General features: G+C 71.2%; 16 protein-coding genes, 3 pseudogenes and 1 riboswitch. Of the genes and pseudogenes, 8 read left to right on the forward strand and 11 right to left on the reverse strand.

Translation table 11 applies throughout. The annotated features are described in order from the left end of the window. Positions 1-11 precede the first annotated feature (11 nt). From thiD to BJF85_RS04450, 3 genes are all read right to left on the reverse strand, one after another. Positions 12-857, reverse strand: a complete 846-nt coding sequence (thiD, locus tag BJF85_RS04440) for a bifunctional hydroxymethylpyrimidine kinase/phosphomethylpyrimidine kinase (protein WP_075845880.1) — start codon at positions 855-857, stop codon at positions 12-14. Next, positions 854-2,473: a phosphomethylpyrimidine synthase ThiC gene (gene thiC, locus BJF85_RS04445; RefSeq protein WP_075845914.1), complete on the reverse strand. Its 1,620-nt coding sequence runs from the start codon at positions 2,471-2,473 to the stop codon at positions 854-856. Before thiC ends, thiD begins: the two co-directional genes overlap by 4 nt. Continuing rightward, a riboswitch (TPP riboswitch) is annotated at positions 2,467-2,592 on the reverse strand. (Overlaps the previous gene by 7 nt.) 89 nt (positions 2,593-2,681) lie before the next feature. After that, positions 2,682-3,239 carry a peptide deformylase gene (locus BJF85_RS04450; protein WP_075845881.1) on the reverse strand — a complete coding sequence of 186 codons (558 nt, stop codon included), beginning with the start codon at positions 3,237-3,239 and terminating at the stop codon, positions 2,682-2,684. 178 nt (positions 3,240-3,417) lie between these two features. Here BJF85_RS04450 and BJF85_RS04455 point away from each other — a divergent pair, with 178 nt between their 5' ends. Further along, positions 3,418-3,777 (forward strand): DUF3263 domain-containing protein, encoded by a 360-nt coding sequence (locus BJF85_RS04455; protein ID WP_075845882.1) that lies wholly within the window; start codon positions 3,418-3,420, stop codon positions 3,775-3,777. Next, on the forward strand, positions 3,774-4,514 hold the full coding sequence (locus tag BJF85_RS04460; protein ID WP_075845883.1) for a LytR C-terminal domain-containing protein: 741 nt from the start codon (positions 3,774-3,776) through the stop codon (positions 4,512-4,514). Before BJF85_RS04455 ends, BJF85_RS04460 begins: the two co-directional genes overlap by 4 nt. A 48-nt stretch (positions 4,515-4,562) precedes the next feature. Here the strand turns inward: BJF85_RS04460 and BJF85_RS04465 are convergent, their stop codons facing one another. From BJF85_RS04465 to glp, 4 genes are all read right to left on the reverse strand, one after another. Further along, positions 4,563-6,872 (reverse strand): AAA family ATPase, encoded by a 2,310-nt coding sequence (locus tag BJF85_RS04465; protein ID WP_075845884.1) that lies wholly within the window; start codon positions 6,870-6,872, stop codon positions 4,563-4,565. A 23-nt stretch (positions 6,873-6,895) separates the two neighbouring features. Beyond that, positions 6,896-7,873, reverse strand: a complete 978-nt coding sequence (gene pssA / locus BJF85_RS04470) for a CDP-diacylglycerol--serine O-phosphatidyltransferase (RefSeq protein ID WP_075845885.1) — start codon at positions 7,871-7,873, stop codon at positions 6,896-6,898. A 6-nt stretch (positions 7,874-7,879) separates the two neighbouring features. Continuing rightward, entirely contained in the window at positions 7,880-8,575 is a 696-nt protein-coding gene (locus BJF85_RS04475; RefSeq protein WP_075845886.1) for a phosphatidylserine decarboxylase, read from the reverse strand. A 92-nt stretch (positions 8,576-8,667) separates the two neighbouring features. Continuing rightward, positions 8,668-9,882, reverse strand: a complete 1,215-nt coding sequence (gene glp / locus BJF85_RS04480; RefSeq protein ID WP_075845887.1) for a gephyrin-like molybdotransferase Glp — start codon at positions 9,880-9,882, stop codon at positions 8,668-8,670. Positions 9,883-10,017: 135 nt separating this feature from the next. Here glp and BJF85_RS04485 point away from each other — a divergent pair, with 135 nt between their 5' ends. The 3 genes and pseudogenes from BJF85_RS04485 to BJF85_RS04495 all read left to right on the forward strand — a co-directional run bounded on the left by BJF85_RS04485 (position 10,018) and on the right by BJF85_RS04495 (position 12,849). Beyond that, the gene (locus BJF85_RS04485; RefSeq protein ID WP_075845888.1) at positions 10,018-10,608 is read left to right on the forward strand and encodes an AIM24 family protein; all 591 of its coding nucleotides are present in this window, start codon (positions 10,018-10,020) and stop codon (positions 10,606-10,608) included. Between the two features lie 265 nt (positions 10,609-10,873). Next, entirely contained in the window at positions 10,874-11,080 is a 207-nt protein-coding gene (locus BJF85_RS04490) for a cold-shock protein (RefSeq protein ID WP_075845889.1), read from the forward strand. A gap of 183 nt (positions 11,081-11,263) precedes the next feature. Beyond that, positions 11,264-12,849, forward strand: a pseudogene (locus BJF85_RS04495) (serine/threonine-protein kinase). A 38-nt stretch (positions 12,850-12,887) separates the two neighbouring features. On the opposite strand, the gene BJF85_RS29600 reads toward BJF85_RS04495, so the two are convergent. Both BJF85_RS29600 and BJF85_RS29605 read right to left on the reverse strand, forming a co-directional pair. After that, on the reverse strand, positions 12,888-13,394 hold the full coding sequence (locus tag BJF85_RS29600) for a hypothetical protein (protein WP_255375382.1): 507 nt from the start codon (positions 13,392-13,394) through the stop codon (positions 12,888-12,890). Further along, entirely contained in the window at positions 13,316-13,879 is a 564-nt protein-coding gene (locus BJF85_RS29605) for an NAD(P)-dependent oxidoreductase (protein WP_255375383.1), read from the reverse strand. The genes BJF85_RS29600 and BJF85_RS29605 overlap by 79 nt, the downstream gene beginning before the upstream one ends. 250 nt (positions 13,880-14,129) lie before the next feature. Between BJF85_RS29605 and groL the strand changes: the two are divergent. Then, a pseudogene (gene groL / locus BJF85_RS04505) lies at positions 14,130-15,763 on the forward strand (chaperonin GroEL). 221 nt (positions 15,764-15,984) lie between these two features. Here the strand turns inward: groL and BJF85_RS04510 are convergent. Then, complete coding sequence (locus BJF85_RS04510; RefSeq protein WP_255375384.1) at positions 15,985-16,392, reverse strand: NUDIX domain-containing protein; 408 nt, start codon at positions 16,390-16,392, stop codon at positions 15,985-15,987. A 169-nt stretch (positions 16,393-16,561) separates the two neighbouring features. Here BJF85_RS04510 and BJF85_RS04515 point away from each other — a divergent pair. Further along, positions 16,562-18,943, forward strand: a pseudogene (locus BJF85_RS04515) (xanthine dehydrogenase family protein molybdopterin-binding subunit). A 27-nt stretch (positions 18,944-18,970) separates the two neighbouring features. On the opposite strand, the gene BJF85_RS04520 reads toward BJF85_RS04515, so the two are convergent. Then, positions 18,971-19,951 carry an o-succinylbenzoate synthase gene (locus tag BJF85_RS04520; RefSeq protein ID WP_075845890.1) on the reverse strand — a complete coding sequence of 327 codons (981 nt, stop codon included), beginning with the start codon at positions 19,949-19,951 and terminating at the stop codon, positions 18,971-18,973. 76 nt (positions 19,952-20,027) lie between these two features. Here BJF85_RS04520 and BJF85_RS04525 point away from each other — a divergent pair, with 76 nt between their 5' ends. Continuing rightward, entirely contained in the window at positions 20,028-20,606 is a 579-nt protein-coding gene (locus BJF85_RS04525; protein WP_075845891.1) for a type 1 glutamine amidotransferase domain-containing protein, read from the forward strand. Positions 20,607-20,644: the final 38 nt, after the last annotated feature.

Raw genomic sequence — 20,644 nt, forward strand, 5'->3', positions numbered from 1 at the left:
GAGCCCGGCGGTCAGCCGTCGAGGCGCCAGAACGGCGACACCGGGCCGATGCCGCGGCCCAGCGGGTAGGACGCCGCGACCGAGCGCTCGATGAACCGCTTGCCGTCGCGCACCGCCGTCCGCAGATCCGCACCGTGGGCCAGCGACGCGGTGATCGCCGAGGCGAGGGTGTCCCCGCCGCCGTGCGTGTGCGGGGTGTCGTGCCGCGGGCCCTCGAGGTCGATGTGCTCGGCGCCGTTGGACAGCAGGTCGACGCACGTCGGGCCGTCGTCGAGGTGCCCGCCCTTCACGAGCACCCACTCCGGTCCCAGCGCCAGCAGCGCGTCCGCGGCCTCACGCCGGCTCGCGGCGTCGGTCACCTCGACCCCGGTGAGCAGCCGCACCTCGTCGAGGTTCGGCGTCACCAGGGTCGCGCGCGGGAAGAGCTCGCTGCGGATCGCCTCGAGCGCCTCCTCGCGCAGCAGCGGATCGCCGTGCATCGAGGCGGCCACCGGGTCGACCACGAACGGCGTGTCCGTCTGCCGTCCGATGTGGACGTCGTCGAGCGTCTTCGCCACCGCCGTGATGATGTCGGCGGTGGCGAGCATGCCCGTCTTCGCCGCGCCCACGCCCATGTCGCCCACGACCGCGCGGATCTGGGCCGTGACGATCTCGGTGGGGATCTCGGCGAAGTTCTCCACCCCGACCGAGTTCTGCACCGTCACGGCCGTCACCGCGGTCATCCCGTGGACCCCGCAGGCGAACATCGTGCGCAGGTCCGCCTGGATGCCCGCGCCGCCACCGGAATCGGACCCGGCGATGGTCAGTGCCGTCGGCGGCGCGGGGTTGCCCGCGGTGGTGTTCGGTGTCGCGGTCATTCGACCACCGGCAGGTACACCTTGTTGCCGCGCTCGGAGAACTCCTCGGACTTCTCCTGCATCCCGGCCTCGATGGCCTCCACGGAGGACAGACCGTGCTCCTCGGCGTACTTGCGGACGTCCTGGGTGATGCGCATCGAGCAGAACTTCGGCCCGCACATGGAGCAGAAGTGGGCGGTCTTCGCGGGTTCGGCCGGCAGGGTCGCGTCGTGATACGCCCGCGCGGTGTCCGGGTCGAGGGACAGGTTGAACTGGTCGATCCAGCGGAACTCGAACCGCGCCTTCGACAGCGCGTCGTCCCGTTCCTGCGCCCGCGGGTGCCCCTTGGCCAGATCGGCCGCGTGCGCGGCGATCTTGTAGGTGATCACGCCGGTCTTGACGTCGTCGCGGTCCGGAAGGCCCAGGTGCTCCTTCGGCGTCACGTAGCAGAGCATTGCCGTGCCGTGCCTGCCGATCTCGGCGGCGCCGATGGCCGACGTGATGTGGTCGTAGGCGGGCGCGATGTCCGTCGTGAGTGGACCGAGTGTGTAGAACGGCGCCTCGCCGCAGAGCTTTTCCTCGAGCTCCACGTTCTCCTTGATCTTGTGCATCGGCACGTGACCGGGGCCCTCGATCATCACCTGCACACCGTGATCGCGGGCGATGTGCGTGAGCTCGCCCAGGGTCTCCAGCTCGGCGAACTGGGCACGGTCGTTGGCGTCGGCGATCGAGCCCGGCCGCAGGCCGTCACCGAGCGAGAAGGTGATGTCGTAGGCGCGCAGGATCTCGCACAGCTCGGAGTAATGCGTGTACAGGAACGATTCCCGGTGGTGTGCCAGGCACCACGCGGCCATGATCGACCCGCCGCGGGACACGATGCCGGTGACGCGCTGGGCCGTGAGCGGCACGTAGCGCAGAAGCACTCCCGCGTGGACGGTCATGTAGTCGACGCCCTGCTCCGCCTGCTCGATGACGGTGTCACGGTAGAGCTCCCAGGTGAGCTTCTCCGGTTCGCCGTCGACCTTCTCGAGCGCCTGGTAGATCGGCACCGTGCCGATCGGCACCGGCGAGTTGCGCAGGATCCACTCGCGCGTCTCGTGGATCCGCTTGCCCGTCGACAGGTCCATCACGGTGTCGGCGCCCCAGCGGGTCGCCCACACCATCTTCTCGACCTCCTCGGCGACCGACGAGGTCACGGCCGAGTTGCCGAGGTTGGCGTTGACCTTCACGAGGAAGTTCTTGCCGATGATCATCGGCTCGGCCTCGGGATGGTTGCGGTTGACCGGAATCACCGCCCGGCCCGCGGCCACCTCGGCCCGGACGAACTCCGGCGTCACGCCCTCGCGGGTGGCGATGTACTCCATCTCCCGCGTCGTGACGCCGTCACGGGCCCACTCGAGCTGCGTGCGGTGCTCGGACGCCCAGCCGCGCCGCAGCGGATACAGTCCACTGTGGACGTCGATCTCGGCCTCGGGATCGGTGTACGGGCCGGAGGTGTCGTAGACGTCGAAATGTTCGCCGTTGGTGAGCGAGATCCGCCGCACCGGAACGGACAGTCCCGATTCGGTGGGGATATATGTCTTCGCCGAGCCCTCGATCGGGCCGGTGGTGACCTGGTCGGAAACAGGTGTCTGCAACGACGTTCACTCCCTACGCTGGCATTACCCAGTCAGGTTCGTGCGGTCGGCGACGCCGGGACCCGGTCGTCCAGTCGCCCTCTCAGCCCGCCATGGCGCGAGCTCCCGCGTTGGATGTAGTTGTTCCGATCTCCGACCCTGCCATCTACGGCAGGCCCAGGCAACCGCCGTCACGGCGACGCGGTGCCGGGCGAGCGTTCGGGATCGGTCAGAGCTGCTTGGGCGGCATCCAGGTGTTGCCCGCCACGGCCCACTCGTTCTTCTTGATCATCTTCTTCGCGGCGCGCGCGTACCGGCCGATCAGGCGGTCGAGGTAGAGGTAGCCGTCGAGGTGATCGGTCTCGTGCTGCAGGCACCGCGCGAAGTAGCCGGTGCCCTCGACCTCGATCGGCTCACCGTCGACGTCGAAGCCGGTGACCTTCGCCCACGGCGCGCGACCCGTCGGGTACGCCTCTCCGGGCACCGACAGGCAGCCCTCCCAGTCGTCGTCCGGGTCCGGCATCGTCTCCGGGACCTCGGACGTCTCCAGCTTCGGGTTCACCACGACACCCTTGTGGCGCACGCGCTCGTCGTCGGGGCAGTCGTAGACGAACAGCCGGAGGTCGAGGCCGATCTGGTTCGCGGCCAGCCCCACGCCCTCGGCCGCGTACATCGTCTCGAACATGTCATCGACCAGGGTGCGGAGCTTGTCGTCGAACTCCGTCACCTCGCGGGTGGGGTTGTGCAACACGGGGTCACCGGCGATGACGATGGGATGAATGCTCACCCGGCTATTCAAACAACCGGCGGTCCCGGTGACCTCCGGAGGGTCGGGACTGACCCGGTCGGACTACCGGTGCGGCGCGCCGGGCCGGGTTCCACCACTCGAGGTGGTCCTGCGTGATCTAATGGCGCCCGCGGAAACCACACGCGTGTTATTCGCCGAGAACGTTGCGAGGAGTCACATGGACGCCGCGGAGTCGATGGCGGGCGCATCCACGCCTGAAGCGGCCGGCACGCGTGGCGGGTCGAGCGCGCCGACGCCCACCGAACTGCCCGGCGACGACGTGAGCGGACTGTCCGAACGCGAGCGGGAGGTGCTCGCGTTCGAACGGCAGTGGTGGAAGTACGCCGGCGCGAAGGAACAGGCCGTCCGCGAACTGTTCGCGATGTCGCCGACCCGCTACTACCAGATTCTGAACCGGCTGATCGACAAGCAGGACGCCATGCGCGCCGACCCCATGCTGGTCAAGCGGTTGCGGAAGGCCCGGGCGTCGCGGCAGCGGGTGCGTGCCGCGCGGCGGTTGGGGATTGAGCTGACATGAGCATCTTCGAGGGCCTGTCCAGGCCGATGCGCGCCGCGGGACTGGGTCTGCTCGCGGTCGCGGTGATCGCCGCGGTCATCGGCGGCGTCACCGTCGTCACCGGCGGCGACGACACCGAACCCGCCGCGCACGAGACCACACAGCCCGCCGACCCCGACGGCAACGGCAATGGCGACGGCAACGGCAACGGTGACGGTGACGGCGGGAACGGCGGGAACGGCGACACCGACGAGCAGTCGCCGACCGCCGGCAACGGCCAGGACGGCAACGGTGCCGACGGTCAGAACGGTGACGGCGCCGGCGAGGACGGCCGCGACGACAACGGCAACGGCGGCAACGGCGCCGACGGCCAGAACGGCAACGGCAACGGCACGGGCAACGGCGAGTCGGCCGACGACGGCAACGGCGGTGCGGGCGTCGACGACGGCGGCAGCAAGCAGGTCGGTGCCGGTGCCGTGGGCGTGCGCGTCTACAACAACAGCACCGTGTCCGGCCTGGCCCACGAAGCCGCGAACGACCTGCGCGACCAGGGCTGGAACGTCATCGAGGTCGGGAACTACGCGCAGGGCACGATCCCGGTGAGCACCGTGTACTACCGGCCCGGTACCGACGAACAGGGCGTCGCCCGCGAACTCGGCGAGCGCACCGGCATGCGCGTCGAGGAACGGTTCGACGGCATCAAGGACTCCAGCCCGGGCGTCATCGTGATAGTGACCAGGGATTACGCCGACAACTGACCCCGGCAACCGACGCCGGTGCCCGGTGCGCTCCCGGCTCCGCCGGGGTCACCGGTTCCGGGCGTACTCCTCCAGCGCGGCCAGCTGGGCCGGGTCCAGCGACGGTTTGACGACCGCGCGGGCCGTGTCCAGATGCGCCGCGGTGACCTCGGTGGCCTCCAGCGACTCCCGCATCGCCGTGAGCGCGGCCTCGCGGATCAACGCCGAGCAGTCCGCCGCCGAATAGCGCTCCAGCGACGTCGCCAGCTCGTCCAGGTCGACGTCGTCGGCCAGCGGCGTGTTCCTCGCCGCCGAGCGCAGGATGTCGGCGCGGGCCTCCACCGCGGGCGGCGGGACGTACACCTGCCGTTCGAGGCGGCCCGGCCGCAACAGCGCCGGGTCGACGAGCTCGGGCCGGTTCGTGGCACCCAGCACGACGACGTCGCGCAGCGGTTCGACGCCGTCCAACTCGGTGAGCAGGGCCGCGACGACCCGATCGGACACACCCGAGTCGCTCGACGCCCCGCGCCGCGGCGCGAGCGCGTCCACCTCGTCGAGGAAGATCAGCGCCGGCGCCGCCTCGGCCGCACGGTGGAACAGCTCCCGCACCGCGCGTTCGGACTCGCCGACGAACTTGTCCATCAGCTCGGCACCCTTGACGGCGAACACGTTCAGCGCGCCCTCACCCGCGAGCGCGCGCACCAGGAACGTCTTGCCGTTGCCGGGCGGCCCGTACAGCAGGACCCCGCGCGGAGGTGCGACGCCGAGCCGCGCGAACGAATCCGGGTAGCGCAGCGGCCACAGCACGGCCTCGGTGAGCGACTGCTTGATGTCGGCCATGCCGCCGACGTCCTCGAGCGTGAGACCACCCGTGGCGAGCGTGTCCGATTCGGACATCGACAGTGGACGCACGGACGTCACCGCGTCGAGCAGGTCCTGGTGCGAGATCCGGGGCTCCTTGTCGGCGGTGTCGCTGTCGGCGACGTCGCTGTTGCGCTGGCGCAGCGCCGCGCGGACGGCGGCGTCGCGGCGCAGGGCGAGCAGGTCGGCGGCGACCCAGCCGGGCGTGCGCTCGGCGATCTCGCCGAAGTCCACATCGGAGCGCACCGGCACGTCCCGCAGCAGGATTCGCAGCAGTTCGGTACGGACCCCCGCATCCGGCTGGGACAGGGTGAGCTCGCGATCCAGCAGGTCACCCGTCGTCAGCCGCGGGTCGACCGACTCCGGGTGCGCCGTGGTGGCCACGAGCGCGAAGCCCGGCTCTGCCAGTGCGGCGCGGAGCCGGTCGAGCAGGATCGTCGCGACGGGCGGCTGGTTGTGCGCCGGCAGCAGGGCATCGACGTCGGTCAGCAGCAGGGCACCCGGGTCGTCGCCGGACGTCGCCGATTCGATGGCCTGCGCCAGCCTGCTCACCGCGGCGTCGGGTTCGAGGACGGCGATCGTGGGCGCGGCGAGCGTGACCAGCCGGACCCGTTCGGCGCGGGCGACCGAACGCACCAGCGTCGCCTTGCCGACACCCTCCGGCCCGGCGAGCAGCACGCCGAGCCGCGCGGACGTGCCGAGCCTCGCCAACAGCTCGGGACGGTGGAACGCGAGGTCGAACCACTCGGACAGGGTCCGTGCGGGGCCCGCGTGCCCGGCCAGTTCGGACATCGGAGGGGCGTCGGACTCGGCGATCGGCTCGGTGACCGTCATCTCCGCGACGTCGGGCTCGGCCTGCGGCTTCGGCTGCGCGGCGGGTGCGGACGTCGCGGTGCGGGTCGGCCCGCTGCCGACGGGCTCGGTGGCCGGCGCCGGTTCGACGGTCTCGGTGCCGCGCCAACGGACCACTGTGGACGACCCGACGACGACCGGCCCCTCGGCGGGTTCGACGGCCGTGACGGTGAGCAGCTCGGTGGTCCACGTCGCGCCGATCGCACGGGACAGGGTGCCGCGGACGGCGGCGACGTCGGCGCCCGGTGGCGGCGCCAGATCCTGCGGGAGCAGCGACACGGAGTCGCCGACGGTCAGCACCTTGCCGGCCAGTGCCTGGCGCAGGGTCGGAGCCGTCAGCGACATCGTCGCGAGCCGGGAACCCGACACGGTGACCGTGCGCGCGACCGGCGCCTCGCACGGAGCGACGACCACGTCGGCGCCCTCGGTGACACCCAGGTTCGACAGGGTGATCTCATCGGCGAGCAGCACACCCGGCGCACCGCCCGCGGTGTCCGGCGCGGCGAGCGCGGCGCTGACCCGCGCCCCGGTGAGCCGCACGGCGTCCCACTCGCGCAGGCCGAGCGCGTCGAGAACCTCTGGATGGAGCCGGACGACCCCGCGCCGCGAATCGAGCGCGGACGGCGCGTGGCGGACGGTGAGCGTGATCTGGGCAGAGGACGTCACACCGCCACCCTATGGGCAGAGCGTCAGCGGCCGCGTTGGCGGAGGCCGATTCGGCGCCAGTCTCGTTTGCGGGTCGTCGGCCGGGACGTGGTGTCCGCCGGCGGGTAGACCCGGGAGACGTGGCCGCCGCCTGCACTCGGGTCCGTGTCGCCTCGTTGGACGGCTCGGCGGGCGGCGCCGGCCACCCGGCGGAGGCGGGGCTTGCGCAGGCCCAGCCTGCGGCCGCGGCTGCTGCGGCGGATGGCCCTGCGTTCGTGGCCGGGCACGCCCCACGCCTCGGGGTGCGCGGCGAGCCACTGGTAGCGCCGCACCGCGTAGGGGATGTGCGCCAGGTACAGCACGAGGGCCGTGGCCAGCGAGATCAGCGGGTACTGGATCACGGCGGCCGCCAGCAGGCCGACACCGACGAGCAGCGGTGCGACCGCCTTGGCCGGGGCGTTCAGCTTCTTCAGCGACAACGTCGGGATGCGGCTGATCAACAGGGCCGCGGTCGCGATCGTCCACACCACGACGACCACCTGCGACGACCACCAGCCCTCGCCGAACTGCAGCGTCAGCATCACCGGCAGCAGCGCCACGAGACCGCCGGCCGGTGCGGGCACGCCGACGAAGAACTCCCCGGCGAACGGGGGCTGGTCCTCGTCGAGCAGCGTGTTGAACCGCGCCAGGCGCAGGACCATGCACACCGCGAAGATCAGCGTGACGAGCCAGCCGAACCGGTCGTCGCCCGGCATCCACACGTACAGCACCAGCGCGGGAGCCACGCCGAAGGAGATCGCGTCGGACAGCGAGTCCAGTTCGGCGCCCATCTTCGACGACGCGTCCAGCAGCCGTGCGATGCGGCCGTCGAGGCTGTCGAGGATCGCCGCGATGCCGATCGCGCCGATCGAGAGCAGGTAGTCGCCCGTCAGCGCGAACTGGACGGCCGAGAGGCCCGCGCACAGCGCGAGAACCGTGATGGCGTTCGGCAGCAGCCGGACGCCCGCCGTGGCCCGGGACATAGCTCGTCAGCCCTTCGCGGCCGGTTCGGCGATGACGGTCTCGCCGCCGACGGTGCGCTGTCCCTCCCGCACGAGCACGCGGCTGCCGCGCGGAAGGTACGTGTCGACGCGCGAACCGAACCGGATGAGCCCGTAGGTGTCGCCGGCGTCGAGGCGTTGGCCCTCGCCGACCTCGCACACGATGCGGCGGGCCACCAGGCCCGCGATCTGCGTGACGACCAGCTGCCTGCCGTCGTCGGCGCGCACGAGCAGGGAGTTGCGTTCGTTGTCCTCGCTGGCCTTGTCGAGGTCGGCGGACAGGAACTTGCCCGGCCGGTACACGGCGCGTTCGACGACGCCGGTGACGGGCATGCGTTGCACGTGGACGTCGAACACCGACAGGAACACGCTCACCCGGGTGAGCGGTTCGGCGGGCAGTCCCAGCTCGATCGGCGGGACGGCCTCCTCGATGAGCGACACGAGCCCGTCGGCGGCGGCGACCACCACGTCGGTGCGCACCGGCGGCACGCGTACCGGCTCGCGGAAGAACGCGGCCGTGGCGAGCGTGCCCAGGCCGGCGAGGACGCCGAGCGGCTTGGAGACCTTGCGCAGCGCCAGTGTGGCGGCGATCCCGCCGAGCACGAACGGCCTGCCCGCCGGATGCATCGGCGGCAGTGTCTCCTTGGTGATCGACGCGGCGTGGCCGAGCGGGGTGGAACCCATCGGTGTCGTATCCCGTTCGCGTAGGTGGCTCCTCGAACGTGCACACGCTACTCGGCGCGGGTAACGGCCCGGCCGCCCGCCCGTGCCTGCGCTCACAGCAGCAGGACGTCGACCTCGGATCCCTCGGGCGCCTCGGTGACGTCCTCGCCGAGCACGATCAGGCAGTTGGCCTGGGTGAAGGCGGCGAGCAGATGCGAGCCCGGTCCGCCGCGCGGGCCGACGACACCGGTGACCTCGCCGTCGGTGCGGCTGTGGAAGCCGCGCCGGAACTGCCGTTTGCCCGCGGGCACGTGCAGTGTCTCGAGCAGGCGCGCGCGCACGCGCGTGCGCTCGACGTCGGTGTGGCCCAGCGACGTCAGCAGCGCCGGCCGCAGGAACGCCTCGAACGACACCAGCACGCTCACCGGGTTGCCGGGCAGGGTGACGACGGGGACGCCCTCCCACGTGCCGTGTCCCTGCGGCCCTCCCGGCTGCATCGCGACCTTCGTGAACGTGACGCCCGCGCCGGTGAGGGTGTCCTTGACGACCTCGTAGGCGCCCGCGCTGACCCCGCCGGAGGTGACGACGAGGTCGACCGGCGTCGTGCCGCCGAGCCACGGCTCGATGGCGCCCCGGAAGCTGTCGACGTCGTCGGCGACGCTGCGCACCGTCGTCACCTCGCAGCCGAGCGAGCGCAACGCCGCGGCCAGCATGATGCTGTTCGACTCGTAGATCTGCCCGTGCGCGAGCGGTTCAGGCGGCAGGACGAGCTCGGTGCCCGTGGACACGACGAGTACCCGCGGCGGGGTGTGCACGGCGAGCGTGTCCCTGCCGACGGCCGAGGCCAGGCCCAGCTGCGCCGGTCCGCACACGGTGCCCGCGGTCAGCGCCACCGTGCCGCGGGCGACGTCCTCGCCCGCGCGACGTACGTGCGTGCCCGGGGCCGACTCGGCGAACACGCGCACGGTCTGCACGCCGCCGTCGGTGCGTTCGACCATGACCACGGCGTCGGCGCCGTCCGGCATGGGCGCCCCGGTCATGATCCGGTGGGCGGTCCCGGCGGGCAGGGCGGGCACGTCGACGCGGCCCGCGGGGATGTCCTCGCCGACCCGCAGCTCGACGGGGCTGTCCTCGCTCGCCCCCGCGACGTCGGCCGAGCGCACCGCGTAGCCGTCCATGGCCGAGTTGTCGAAGGGCGGCAGGGACACCGGCGCCGCGACGTCCTCGGCCAGGACGAGGCCGGCGCAGTCCGGTACGGGCCTGCTCACCGCGGGCCTGCGGCCCAGCAGCTCGGTCACCTGCGCGCGATAGTCGTCGACGGAGATCATGTCGCGCCACCCCTTCGGTGTCGGTCGGGTTCGCCGCGCTCGAGCAACTCGAGCGCGGCGCTGTGTCAGACTCTCCCCGCCCGGCGCCCGTGGGAGAAGGCCCGGCACCGCACTGGGGAGATGGGGAGATTCTGTATGGAGGTCCACACCCGGCACACTCCGACGTTCGGGGTCGCACGGATCGTGCTGGCCGACGGCGAGTCGGTGCAGGCGCCGGACGAGGCGGTGATGGCCAACGGCTTCGGCGTGTCGGTCAGTCATCCGCGCGGCGACCTCCCCGTGTACACGGCGCCCTCCGGCGGCGGCTGGGTCGACCTCGCGCCGCAGACGCCGGGTGATGTCTACCCGCTCGCGTTCGACGGTCGCAGCGGTTGGTGCGTGTCCACGATTCCCGAGCCCCGGGTGCTGGCCAGGCCCGCCTCGATCCACCGCGACGCCGAATGGCCCGCGCTGCGATCGCTGTTCGGCGGCACCGTGGGGTTCCTCGAGCACTACAGCGGTTCCGGTTCGTTGGTGATCAGCGCCAGGGGCGCGGTGGACCTGCTCAACCTCGACGCCGGCGAGATGATCACCGTGCGTCCCGCGTTCCTGGTCGCCTATCCGGACACGATCCAGGTCCGGCTGCGGGCGATCGACCCGTCGGCGCCGCAGTCCGTGCGCACCGGCGAGGGGCTGGTGTTGGACTTCGCCGGGCCGGGCACCGTGCTGCTCCAGGCCAGGCGCTGAGCGGTTCGGGGCCTTCGCGTCGTTCGTGGTTTTCCGAATAGGCGCACGTGTGGTTGATCCTTGATGGCGAATGGCGTGGGCTGTGTGGGTGACGCGCATTCCGCGGAAACTACGCAGCGCGCAGGTCGCGCCGCCGCGCGACCAAGATCCGGTTACCGCAAATTGACCATTGCTGAGCCGTGTGATTCCGGTAGCGTGATCGTCGCTTGGAGCGCGGACAGGCTCGGTCTGGAGGCGCTTTTCGGTTTGGCACAAGGAGGACGCCGTGGCAGTCGGCACGGTCAAGTGGTTCAACGCGGAAAAGGGCTACGGCTTCATCGAGTCCCCTGAGGGGCCCGACGTTTTCGTGCATTACTCCGCCATTCAGGCAGAAGGATTCCGCACCCTCGACGAGGGCGATCGCGTGGAGTTCGAGATCACGTCGGGACGTGACGGCCGCAGCCAGGCCGCCGACGTCAAGAAGGTCTCCTGACCTCACGACCGGAGTTCCCCCGCGCATCTGGTTCGTCGAACCTTCGGCGGACGTTCGGGCACGTGACGTTCGACCTGCGGTCCGGCCGCTAGGCTCCACGCTGTGTCAGGCGATGTGTCGGGGGACCTCACCGGTCGGCAGCTGGGCAATTACCGCATCGACGGTGCGCTCGGCCGCGGCGGCATGAGTGTGCTGTACGAGGCCACGGACGTGCGTCTCGGGCGCAAGGTCGCCCTGAAGGTCATCGGTGAGCATCTGGGCGCCGACGACGAGTTCCGCAGGCGGTTCGTCGAGGAGGCGCGCAACACCTCGGCCGTCGACCACGCCAACATCGTGCCGCTGTACGACTTCGGCGAACTCGACGGCCTGCTCTACATCGCGATGCGCTACGTCGAGGGCGCGACCTCGCGGGCCTCGGCGCGGAAGGGCCGATGGAGCCCGCGCGCGTCACGGGCCTGCTCGACCAGGTCGCCGACGCCCTCGACTCGCTGCACCGCGACGGGCTCGTGCACCTCGACGTCAAACCCGCCAACGTGCTCGTCTCGAGCCGCAGGCGCACCCGCGACGACGTCGAGCACGTCTACCTGGCCGACTTCGGCCTCACCGAGCGCGACGCCGCGACGAAGGGCTCCCGCAAGGGCGACTTCCTCGGGTCGCCGACGTACGCGGCCCCCGAACACCTGCGCGGCGAGCCGCTCGACGGGCGCACCGACCAGTACGCCCTCGCGTGCATGCTCTACGCCTGCCTCGCGGGCAGGCCACCGTTCACCGGCGACGTCCAGACGGTGATCGCCGGCCACCTCAATCGCGAACCGCCCACGCTGTCCGGCGTCGTCCCCCGGTTGCCGGACGGAATCGACACCGTGGTGCGCAAGGGGATGGCGAAGCGGCCCGAAGAACGGTATGCCTCGTGTGTCGAACTGGTCGGCGCGGCGAGGAACGCCCTCGGCCCGAACTCGGGAGCGACGTCCGTGGTGGGGTCGACGAACGGGCACGCCCGAGCCGCAGGGGTCGTCGCCGCGGCCGGCGACCAGGTGGACGCCGGTCAGGCGGCTACGCCACCATCCGGTACGGACCAGGCGGCGGTCCGCGAGGCCGTCTCGCACGCAGGGGTCTCGCAAACAGGAGTCGCGCAAGCAGGAGAGGCAGGGCCGGTGCACCCCCAACACCCCGATCCCCAGCAGCCGGGATGGCAGGGGCCGTACGGCCAGCAGGGCGGTCCACCGTCCGGCCACGGCGGTCAGCCCGGTCAGCCCGGTCAGTCCGGACCCGGTCAGCCGGGTCAGCCGGGTCAGCCCGGTCCGGGTGGTTCGCCGTACGGAACGCCGCCCCCGGGCACGCCCGTCCCGCCCGGCACCCCTCCGCCCGGGTTCGGCCAGCAGCCCGGGATGCCTCCCGGGACACCGCCGCCGGGGATGCAGCAGCCCGGGATGCCACCGGGACAGCCTCCGGGCATGCAACCGGGGATGCCTCCCGGGATGCAGCCGGGCGGCTATCCGGGTGGGCCGTCCGGCCCCGACTCGGGCACGAAGGGCAAGGGCTGGCTCTGGGCCGTCATCGGTGCGGTTGTCGTCATCGCCGCCGTCGTCGGGGCGATCCTGCTGTTCGGTGGCGGCGACGAGGAGGGCGGTGGCGGCTCCGGCGGGGAACCGTCGAGCAGCGTGCCGCACATCCCCGTCGGCCCCGACGGTTCGCAGCCGGCCGAGACGGGGACCGAAACCGACGACAACGCGCCGCCGACCCACATCCCGGTCGAACCCGGCGACTGAGCACCCGAAGGTCGAGTAGCCGGGTCCGGCCGGGGCCGTTACGTCGTGTAGACCCCGGTCGGCTCGGAGTGGTAGCCCTTCGCGCCGACGACGGTGGCCAGCGGGCTGCGCACCGCGCCCGTGGTGCGGGCGAGTTCGAGGGCCGCGCGGATGTCGTAAGCCGGCTCCCAGCCGAGCACCGTGCGGGCGCGTTCGTTGGAGTAGACGCGGTCGAGCGCGGGCAGCATGCGCCAGCCGCGTCGCCGGTACTCCGCGGCCACGTCGGGCAGCACCCGGTCGAGCACCGCGGGGGCGTCGACGGCGAGCTCGGCGGCGTCGTCGCGGGTGAACGGGGGTGTGGCGGTGATGACGAACCGGTCGAAGCGGTGGTCGGGGCTGCCCAGCCGCGGGGCGCGTTCGGCGGCCAGCAGGTGCGCCTCGACGACGTCGGTGAGGTCGACCCTGCGGTAGGCGAACTCGCTGACCTTCAGGTTGGTGTCGTCGAAGGCGGCGCGGACGTCGTCGCGGTCGTCGGCCTCGGGGAAGAACCGCGAGGTGCGCAGCACGACCGTCGCAGTCCCAGGTCGCGCGCGAGCAGTTCGCACAGCTCCTCGGCCGCGATCTTCGTGGCGCCGTAGATGTTGCGCACCACCGGGCGGACGTCCTCGGTGATCCACGCGGCCGGTTCGCCCGGCGCCGGCGTGAGCGCGCGGCCGAACGCACTCGTGCTGCTGGTGAACACCACGCCGGCCACGCCCGCGGCCGCCGCCTCCTCGAGGATCGTCAGTGTTCCGGTGACGTTCACGTCGACGAAGTCCTGCCGCGCGTGCGAGCCGACGTGCGGCTTGTGCAGGGTCGCGGTGTGCAGGACGTGGGTGACCCCGTCTAGGGCGTTGCGGACGACGTCGCGGTCGGCGACCGATCCGACCACGGTCGTGAACGGGGAGTCGAGGATGTCGAGTCCGACCACGTCGGTACCGCGTTCGCGCAGCGTACGGACCAGGGCCTCGCCGAGATGGCCCGCACTGCCGGTGACGAGATAGCGCTCCATGGGCGCTATCGAAGCCGTTCTGGTACGGCCGTGTCAATCCGTTTCGGGGACCCCTTTCTTGCACTCTCCCCCGGAGAGTGCTAAACACGAGATTGGCACTCGGCACCGTCGAGTGCTAGGCCGCCGGTCGCCGACCGGCGCCTGAAGGTCGGGACGGTGAGGCCACGTTCGGGAGATCCCGGACTGGTCGTCCGTCGCGGGCACCGAGCCTGGCCTGTGACGTGTCCGATTACCGGAGGACCACACCCCAATGGCCAAACTGATTGCGTTCGACGAGGACGCCCGCCGCGGGCTCGAACGCGGACTCAACACCCTCGCCGAGGCCGTCAAGGTGACTCTCGGCCCGCGTGGCCGCAACGTCGTGCTCGAGAAGAAGTGGGGCGCGCCGACCATCACCAACGACGGTGTCTCGATCGCGAAGGAGATCGAGCTCGAGGACCCGTGGGAGAAGATCGGGGCCGAACTCGTCAAGGAAGTCGCGAAGAAGACCGACGACGTCGCGGGTGACGGCACCACGACCGCCACCGTGCTCGCCCAGGCCCTCGTGAAGGAAGGCCTGCGCAACGTTGCCGCCGGTGCCGACCCGATCGCCCTCAAGCGGGGCATCGAGCAGGCCGTCGAGGCCGTCACCGAGCAGCTGCACAAGGCCGCCCAGGAGGTCGAGACCAAGGAGCAGATCGCTGCCACCGCCTCGATCTCGGCCGCGGACCGCACCATGGTGAGCTGATCGCCGAGGCGCTCGACAAGGTCGGCAAGGAAGGCGTCGTCACCGTCGAGGAGTCGAACACCTTCGGCCTCGAGCTCGAGCTCACCGAGGGCATGCGCTTCGACAAGGGCTATGTCTCGGGCTACATGGTCACTGACGCCGACCGTCAGGAAGCCGTGCTCGAGGACCCGTACATCCTGCTGTTCGGATCGAAGATCTCGAACATCAAGGACATGCTGCAGCTGCTCGAGAAGGTCATGCAGACCAACAAGCCGCTGCTGATCATCGCCGAGGACGTCGAGGGCGAGGCCCTGGCCACGCTCGTCGTCAACAAGATCCGCGGCACCTTCAAGTCCGTCGCCGTCAAGGCCCCGGGCTTCGGTGACCGCCGCAAGGCGATGCTGCAGGACATGGCCATCCTCACCGGTGGTCAGGTCATCAGCGAGGACGTCGGCCTCAAGCTCGAGAACGCCGACATCTCGCTGCTCGGCCAGGCGCGCAAGGTCGTCGTCACCAAGGACGAGACCACGATCGTCGAGGGTGCGGGCGACGCCGACCAGATCCAGGGTCGCGTCAACCAGATCCGCGCCGAGATCGACAACAGCGACTCGGACTACGACCGGGAGAAGCTGCAGGAGCGTCTCGCCAAGCTCGCCGGCGGCGTCGCGGTCATCAAGGCCGGTGCCGCCACGGAGGTCGAGCTCAAGGAGCGCAAGCACCGCATCGAGGACGCGGTGCGCAACGCCAAGGCCGCCGTCGAGGAGGGCATCGTCGCCGGTGGTGGCGTCGCTCTGCTGCAGGCGTCCAAGGCCGCGTTCGACGGCCTCAAGCTCTCGGGCGACGAGGCCACCGGTGCGAACATCGTGAAGGTCGCCGTCGAGGCCCCGCTCAAGCAGATCGCCGTCAACAGCGGTCTCGAGGGCGGCGTCGTGGCGGAGAAGGTCAAGAACCTGCCGCAGGGCCAGGGTCTCAACGCCGCCACGGGCGAGTACGAGGACCTCGTCAGCGCCGGTGTGCTCGACCCGGCCAAGGTCACGCGTTCCGCGCTGCAGAACGCCGCGTCGATCGCCGGCCTGTTCCTGACCACGGAGGCCGTGGTCGCGGACAAGCCGGAGAAGAACGGTGGCGCCGGTGCCGACCCCACGGGCGGCATGGGCGGCATGGAAGGCATGATGTGATCCACGCCTGAACGAAACGGGCCCCGGGTGCTGTGTGCACCCGGGGCCCGTTCCGTTTCCGCCGTGTCGGCATCCCACGTCGCCGTGTCAGCAACCCACGTCGCCGTGTTGGCATCCCGCGTCGGGCGTGTCAGCAACCCACGCGGGCGTGTCAGCACCTCAGGTCGCCGTGTCAGCAGTTGGCGTCGCCGTGTTGGCGCTTCGCGTACGGGTGCGCCTGGTCAGCGGGCGTTCATCTCGAACCAGGTCGTAATCGAGCGCTTGTATCCGTCCGGCATCCGAAGGGTCGCGACGTCGGTGGGGCTGAAGAGCTCGGCGGCGTCGTGCTCCGGCGATACGACAGGCGCTCCGTCCTCTACGAGCGTGCAGCCGTAGGTGACGATGAAGACGCTCCTCCCGACCGCATCGATGTGGTACGTCCAGGCGTCGAGTAGCTCGTTCGCGCGCACGAGCAGTCGTGTTTCCTCGGCGATCTCGCGTACGACGCATTCCTCAGGGGACTCGCCCGGTTCGATGCGCCCTCCTGGAAGCTCCCACTCGTCGCGCTCGTTGTGCAGCAGCAGGACGCGCCCGTCGTGGATGACAACGCCCTTGACGGAGACGGGGTAGGTGGTCGCTTCTCCGGTCACCGATCCATCCTCCATGCCGTTGTGCACGGAGGCACGAAGCTATTCCATCGCTGTGTTGGCGCCTCGGGGGGGGGGGCAGCCGTCCGGTTTGGGCTGTTCGGGGGAGGCGACGGCCGTGACGGTGGGTCATACCTAGCATGATCAACGTCACGGGGTTAGTGTCGATCACATGGCCGGATCTGTGCTGGGAACCGAAGTCCGCCGGGTCGAGGACCCCGAACTGCTCCGCGGCGAAGCCACCTACGTCGACAACCTGCCGATCCCCGACGCGGCGCACATCGCGTTCGTCCGCTCGCCGTTCGCCCACGCCGAGATCACGGGCATCGACACGGCCGAGGCGCTGCAGGCCGACGGGGTGCTCGCCGTCTACACCGCCAAGGATCTCGACCTCGCCCCGGTGCGTCCGTTCATGGTCGTCAACGCCGCCTGCGAACGGCCCCCGCTGGCGATCGACCGGGTGCGCTTCGTCGGCGACCCGGTCGCCGTGATCGTCGCCGAGACCCGCGCCGCCGCGGTCGACGCCGTCGAACTCGTCGACGTCGACTACGAACCGCTGCCCGTGGTCGCCGACCCCGAGGCGGCCCTCGCCGACGATGCACCGCTGCAGTTCCCCGACCTCGGCACCAACATCGCCGCCGGCGAACGCGACGAGGACGGCGCCGAGATCCTCGCCGACGCCGACGTCGTCGCCCGCGCGCGCATCGAGAACCAACGGGTCGCCGTCGTACCGCTCGAGGGCAACGCCATCGCCGTCGAACCCGGCGGCGGACATCTCGGCGGCGACTACGACCTGACGATCCACGTGTCGACCCAGATGCCGCACGTGGTGTGGAAGCGTGCCGCCAAACAGCTCGGCCTCGACGCCGACCGGCTCCACCTCGTCACCCCGCACGTCGCGGCGCGTTCGGCGGCAAGATCGGCATCATCGCCGAGCACCACGTGGTGATCGGCGTGGTGCAACGACTCGGCCGGGCCGCCAAGTGGGTGGAGACCCGGTCGGAGAACATGCAGGTGATGCCGCAGAGCCGCGCCCAGGTGCAGTACGCCGAGCTGGGCCTGAAGGCCGACGGCACGATCACCGGGCTGCACTGCAACGTGCTCGGCGACTGCGGCGCCTACGCCGGGTTCGGCGGCGGGTTCGCGCTCAGCTCGACGCGGCTGATGGCGCAGGGCGTGTACCGGATCCCGCGGATCAGCTTCGGCTCGATCGCCGTGCTGACCAACACGACGCCCACCGGTGCGTTCCGCGGGGCGGGCAGGCCCGAGGCGGCCGCGATGCTCGAGCGGATCATCGACGTCGGCGCGGCCGAACTCGGCATGGACCCGGTCGAACTGCGGCGGAAGAATTTCCTGCCGCCCGACGCGTTCCCGTACACGACGCTGCTCGGCGCCACCTACGACTCCGGCGACTACGACCTGCCGCTGCGCGAGGCGTTGCGGATCGCCGACTACGACGAGCTGCGCACGGAACAACAGCGGCGCATCGACGCCGGCCAGACGCGGCTGCTCGGCATCGGCGTCAGCACGTACGTCGAGATCACCGGCGGTGGTGGCGCCGAATTCGGTGCCGTCGAGGTCGGTGCCGACGGGCGCGCGACGGTCAAGGTCGGCACCTCCGGACACGGCCAGGGCCATGCGACGTCGTTCGCGATGCTCGCCTCCGACGCTTGGGCATCCCGCTGGACCGGATCGACTTCGTCCAGTCCGACACGGCGCAGGTTCCGCGCGGCGGCGGCACCGGCGGGTCCCGGTCGTTGCAGATCGGCGGCAGCGCGGTGCGCGAGGCGAGCGAACTGCTGCTCGCCAAGGCCAAGGAGCTGGCGGCGGCCAAGTTCGAGGCCGGCGTCGAGGACATCGAGGTCGACGCGAACGGACACGGCGGACTGGGCGTGGCCGGCGTTCCCGGTGCGTCGGTGAGCTGGGCGGAACTGGCCGAGTACGCCACCCAGAACGGAATCCCGCTGGCCGTCGACACGAACTTCACCCCGGGCGGTGCGACGTTCCCGTTCGGCGCGCACGTGTCCGTCGTCGAGGTCGACACCGAGACGGGCCGGGTGGAACCGGTGCGGCACATCGCCGTCGACGACTGCGGCCGGGTGCTCAACCCGCTGCTCGTGCGCGGACAGCAGCACGGTGGCGCGGTGCAGGGCATCTCGCAGGCGTTGTGGGAGCACTTCACCTACGACGAGGACGGCAACCCGTCCACCGGAACGCTCGCCGACTACCTCGTCCCGTCGGCCGTGGAGGTGCCGCCGCTCGAGGTGTCGAACACGGAGACCGATTCGCCGCTGAATCCGCTGGGTGCCAAGGGCATCGGCGAATCGGCCACGATCGGTTCGACGCCCGCGGTGCAGAACGCGGTCGTCGACGCGGTGAAGCATCTCGCGTGCGCCACATCGACATGCCGCTCACCCCGCAGCGCGTGTGGAAGGCGATCCGCGCGGCGCAGGGCGGTCGGCCCGACGACCCGTGGACCGAGCCGCCCGCCGCGTTCTCGACACTGCCGTTGCGCGACGGACCGGACCCGCACGCCGACGAAGCCGTCGCCTGAGCGAGCGGCGGTCAGGGGCGGCGCCGGTCAGCCGCCGGCGAGGGCGGTGACGCGGTCGAGGCGGTCGTGCCACCACCGGGTGGTGTCGTCGTCCGCGGCGTGCTCGGTGATCAGGTCGGGTTCCGGGGCGGTGCGCGGCACGGAGAGTCGTCCGTCCACAGGGGATAGTGGCGTGCTCGTGACGTCGGCGGTCAGCAGGCTCGCCGTGCCGAGGCCGCAGGCGAACTCGGCCGTCGGCAGGGCTCCGGCGAGGGCCAGTCCGGCGGCGAGTCCGACGCTGCTGTCCACGGCGGACGACACGACGCACGGCAATCCGCACGCCTCCGCGACGTCGAGGGCCCTGCGCACCCCGCCGAGCGGCGCGACCTTCAGCACGGCGACGTCGGCGGCGCCGGCGACGGCCACGCGGAGCGGGTCCTCGGCCCTGCGGATCGACTCGTCAGCGGCGATCCGGACGGCGACGCGGCGGCGTACGGCCGCGAGCTCGTCGACGGTCGGGCACGGCTGTTCGGCGTACTCCAGTCCCTGCGCGGCGCGGTCGAGCTCGCGCAGCGCCGCGACGGCGTCGTCGACGTCCCAGGCCGCGTTCGCGTCGACGCGGATCGCGCCGTGTGGTCCGAGTGCGTCGCGTACGGCCTCGACGCGCCGGCAGTCGTCGGCGAGCGACGACCGCGGGTCGGCGACCTTCACCTTCGCGGTGCGACAGCCCGATGCCGCGACCATCGCGTGCGCCCGCTCCGGTGTCACGACGGGCACGGTCGTGTTGACCTCGACGGTGTCGCGCAGCGGCTCGGGCCAGCCGTCGTCGCTCGCCTCGCGCGCGGCCGCGAGCCAGGGCGCGGCTTCGGCGTCGGTGTAGTCGCGGAACGGGTTGAACTCACCCCATCCCGCAGGTCCGCGCAGCAGCACGCCCTCCCGCACGGTGATCCCCCGGAAGCGGTTGTGCAGCGGCAACGCGAACACGGCCGGCCGGCGGCGCACGGGAACGGTGGACGTCACGTCGCTCATTGTCGCCGCTGCGGCTCGGCGTTTCGGCACCGGCCGGGCCCGGGTATGCGCGGGACGACGCGATAGGAGAGGAGTGATGACCGTGACCGACAGCCTCAGCGGCCGTCGAGTGGCCTTCCTGGTGGCACCGGAGGGAACCGAGCAGGTCGAGCTGACACAGCCGTGGAAGGCGGTGCAGGACGTCGAGGGTCTGCCCGAGCTCGTCTCCTTCGGGCCCGGCGACATCCAGGCCTTCAACCACCTGGACAAGGCCGACGTCTTCGCCGTCGACAAACCGGTGTCCGAGGCGTCCGTGGACGACTACGTCGGCCTCGTGCTGCCCGGCGGAGTGGCGAATCCGGACCTGCTGCGGACCGACCGGCGTTCGGTGGAGTTCGTGGCCGAGTTCTTCCGCGCGGGCAAACCCGTCGCGGCGATCTGTCACGCCCCGTGGATGCTGATCGAGGCCGATGTCGTCCGCGGCAAGCGGCTGACCTCGTACCCCAGCTTGCAGACCGATCTGCGCAACGCGGGCGCCGAGTGGGTGGACTCCGAGGTCGTCGTCGACGGCACCCTGGTGACGAGCCGAAATCCCGACGACCTGCCCGCCTTCTGCCGGGCGATGATCGAGGCGATGTCCCAACGGGCCGAGGAGGCCAGGGCCGCCCGCGCCTGACCGGGCGCCGGCCGTCGGCACCGCCGTCGTCAGCGCCG

It is taken from the genome of Saccharomonospora sp. CUA-673 (genome assembly GCF_001942305.1).
Lineage (GTDB): Bacteria > Actinomycetota > Actinomycetes > Mycobacteriales > Pseudonocardiaceae > Prauserella.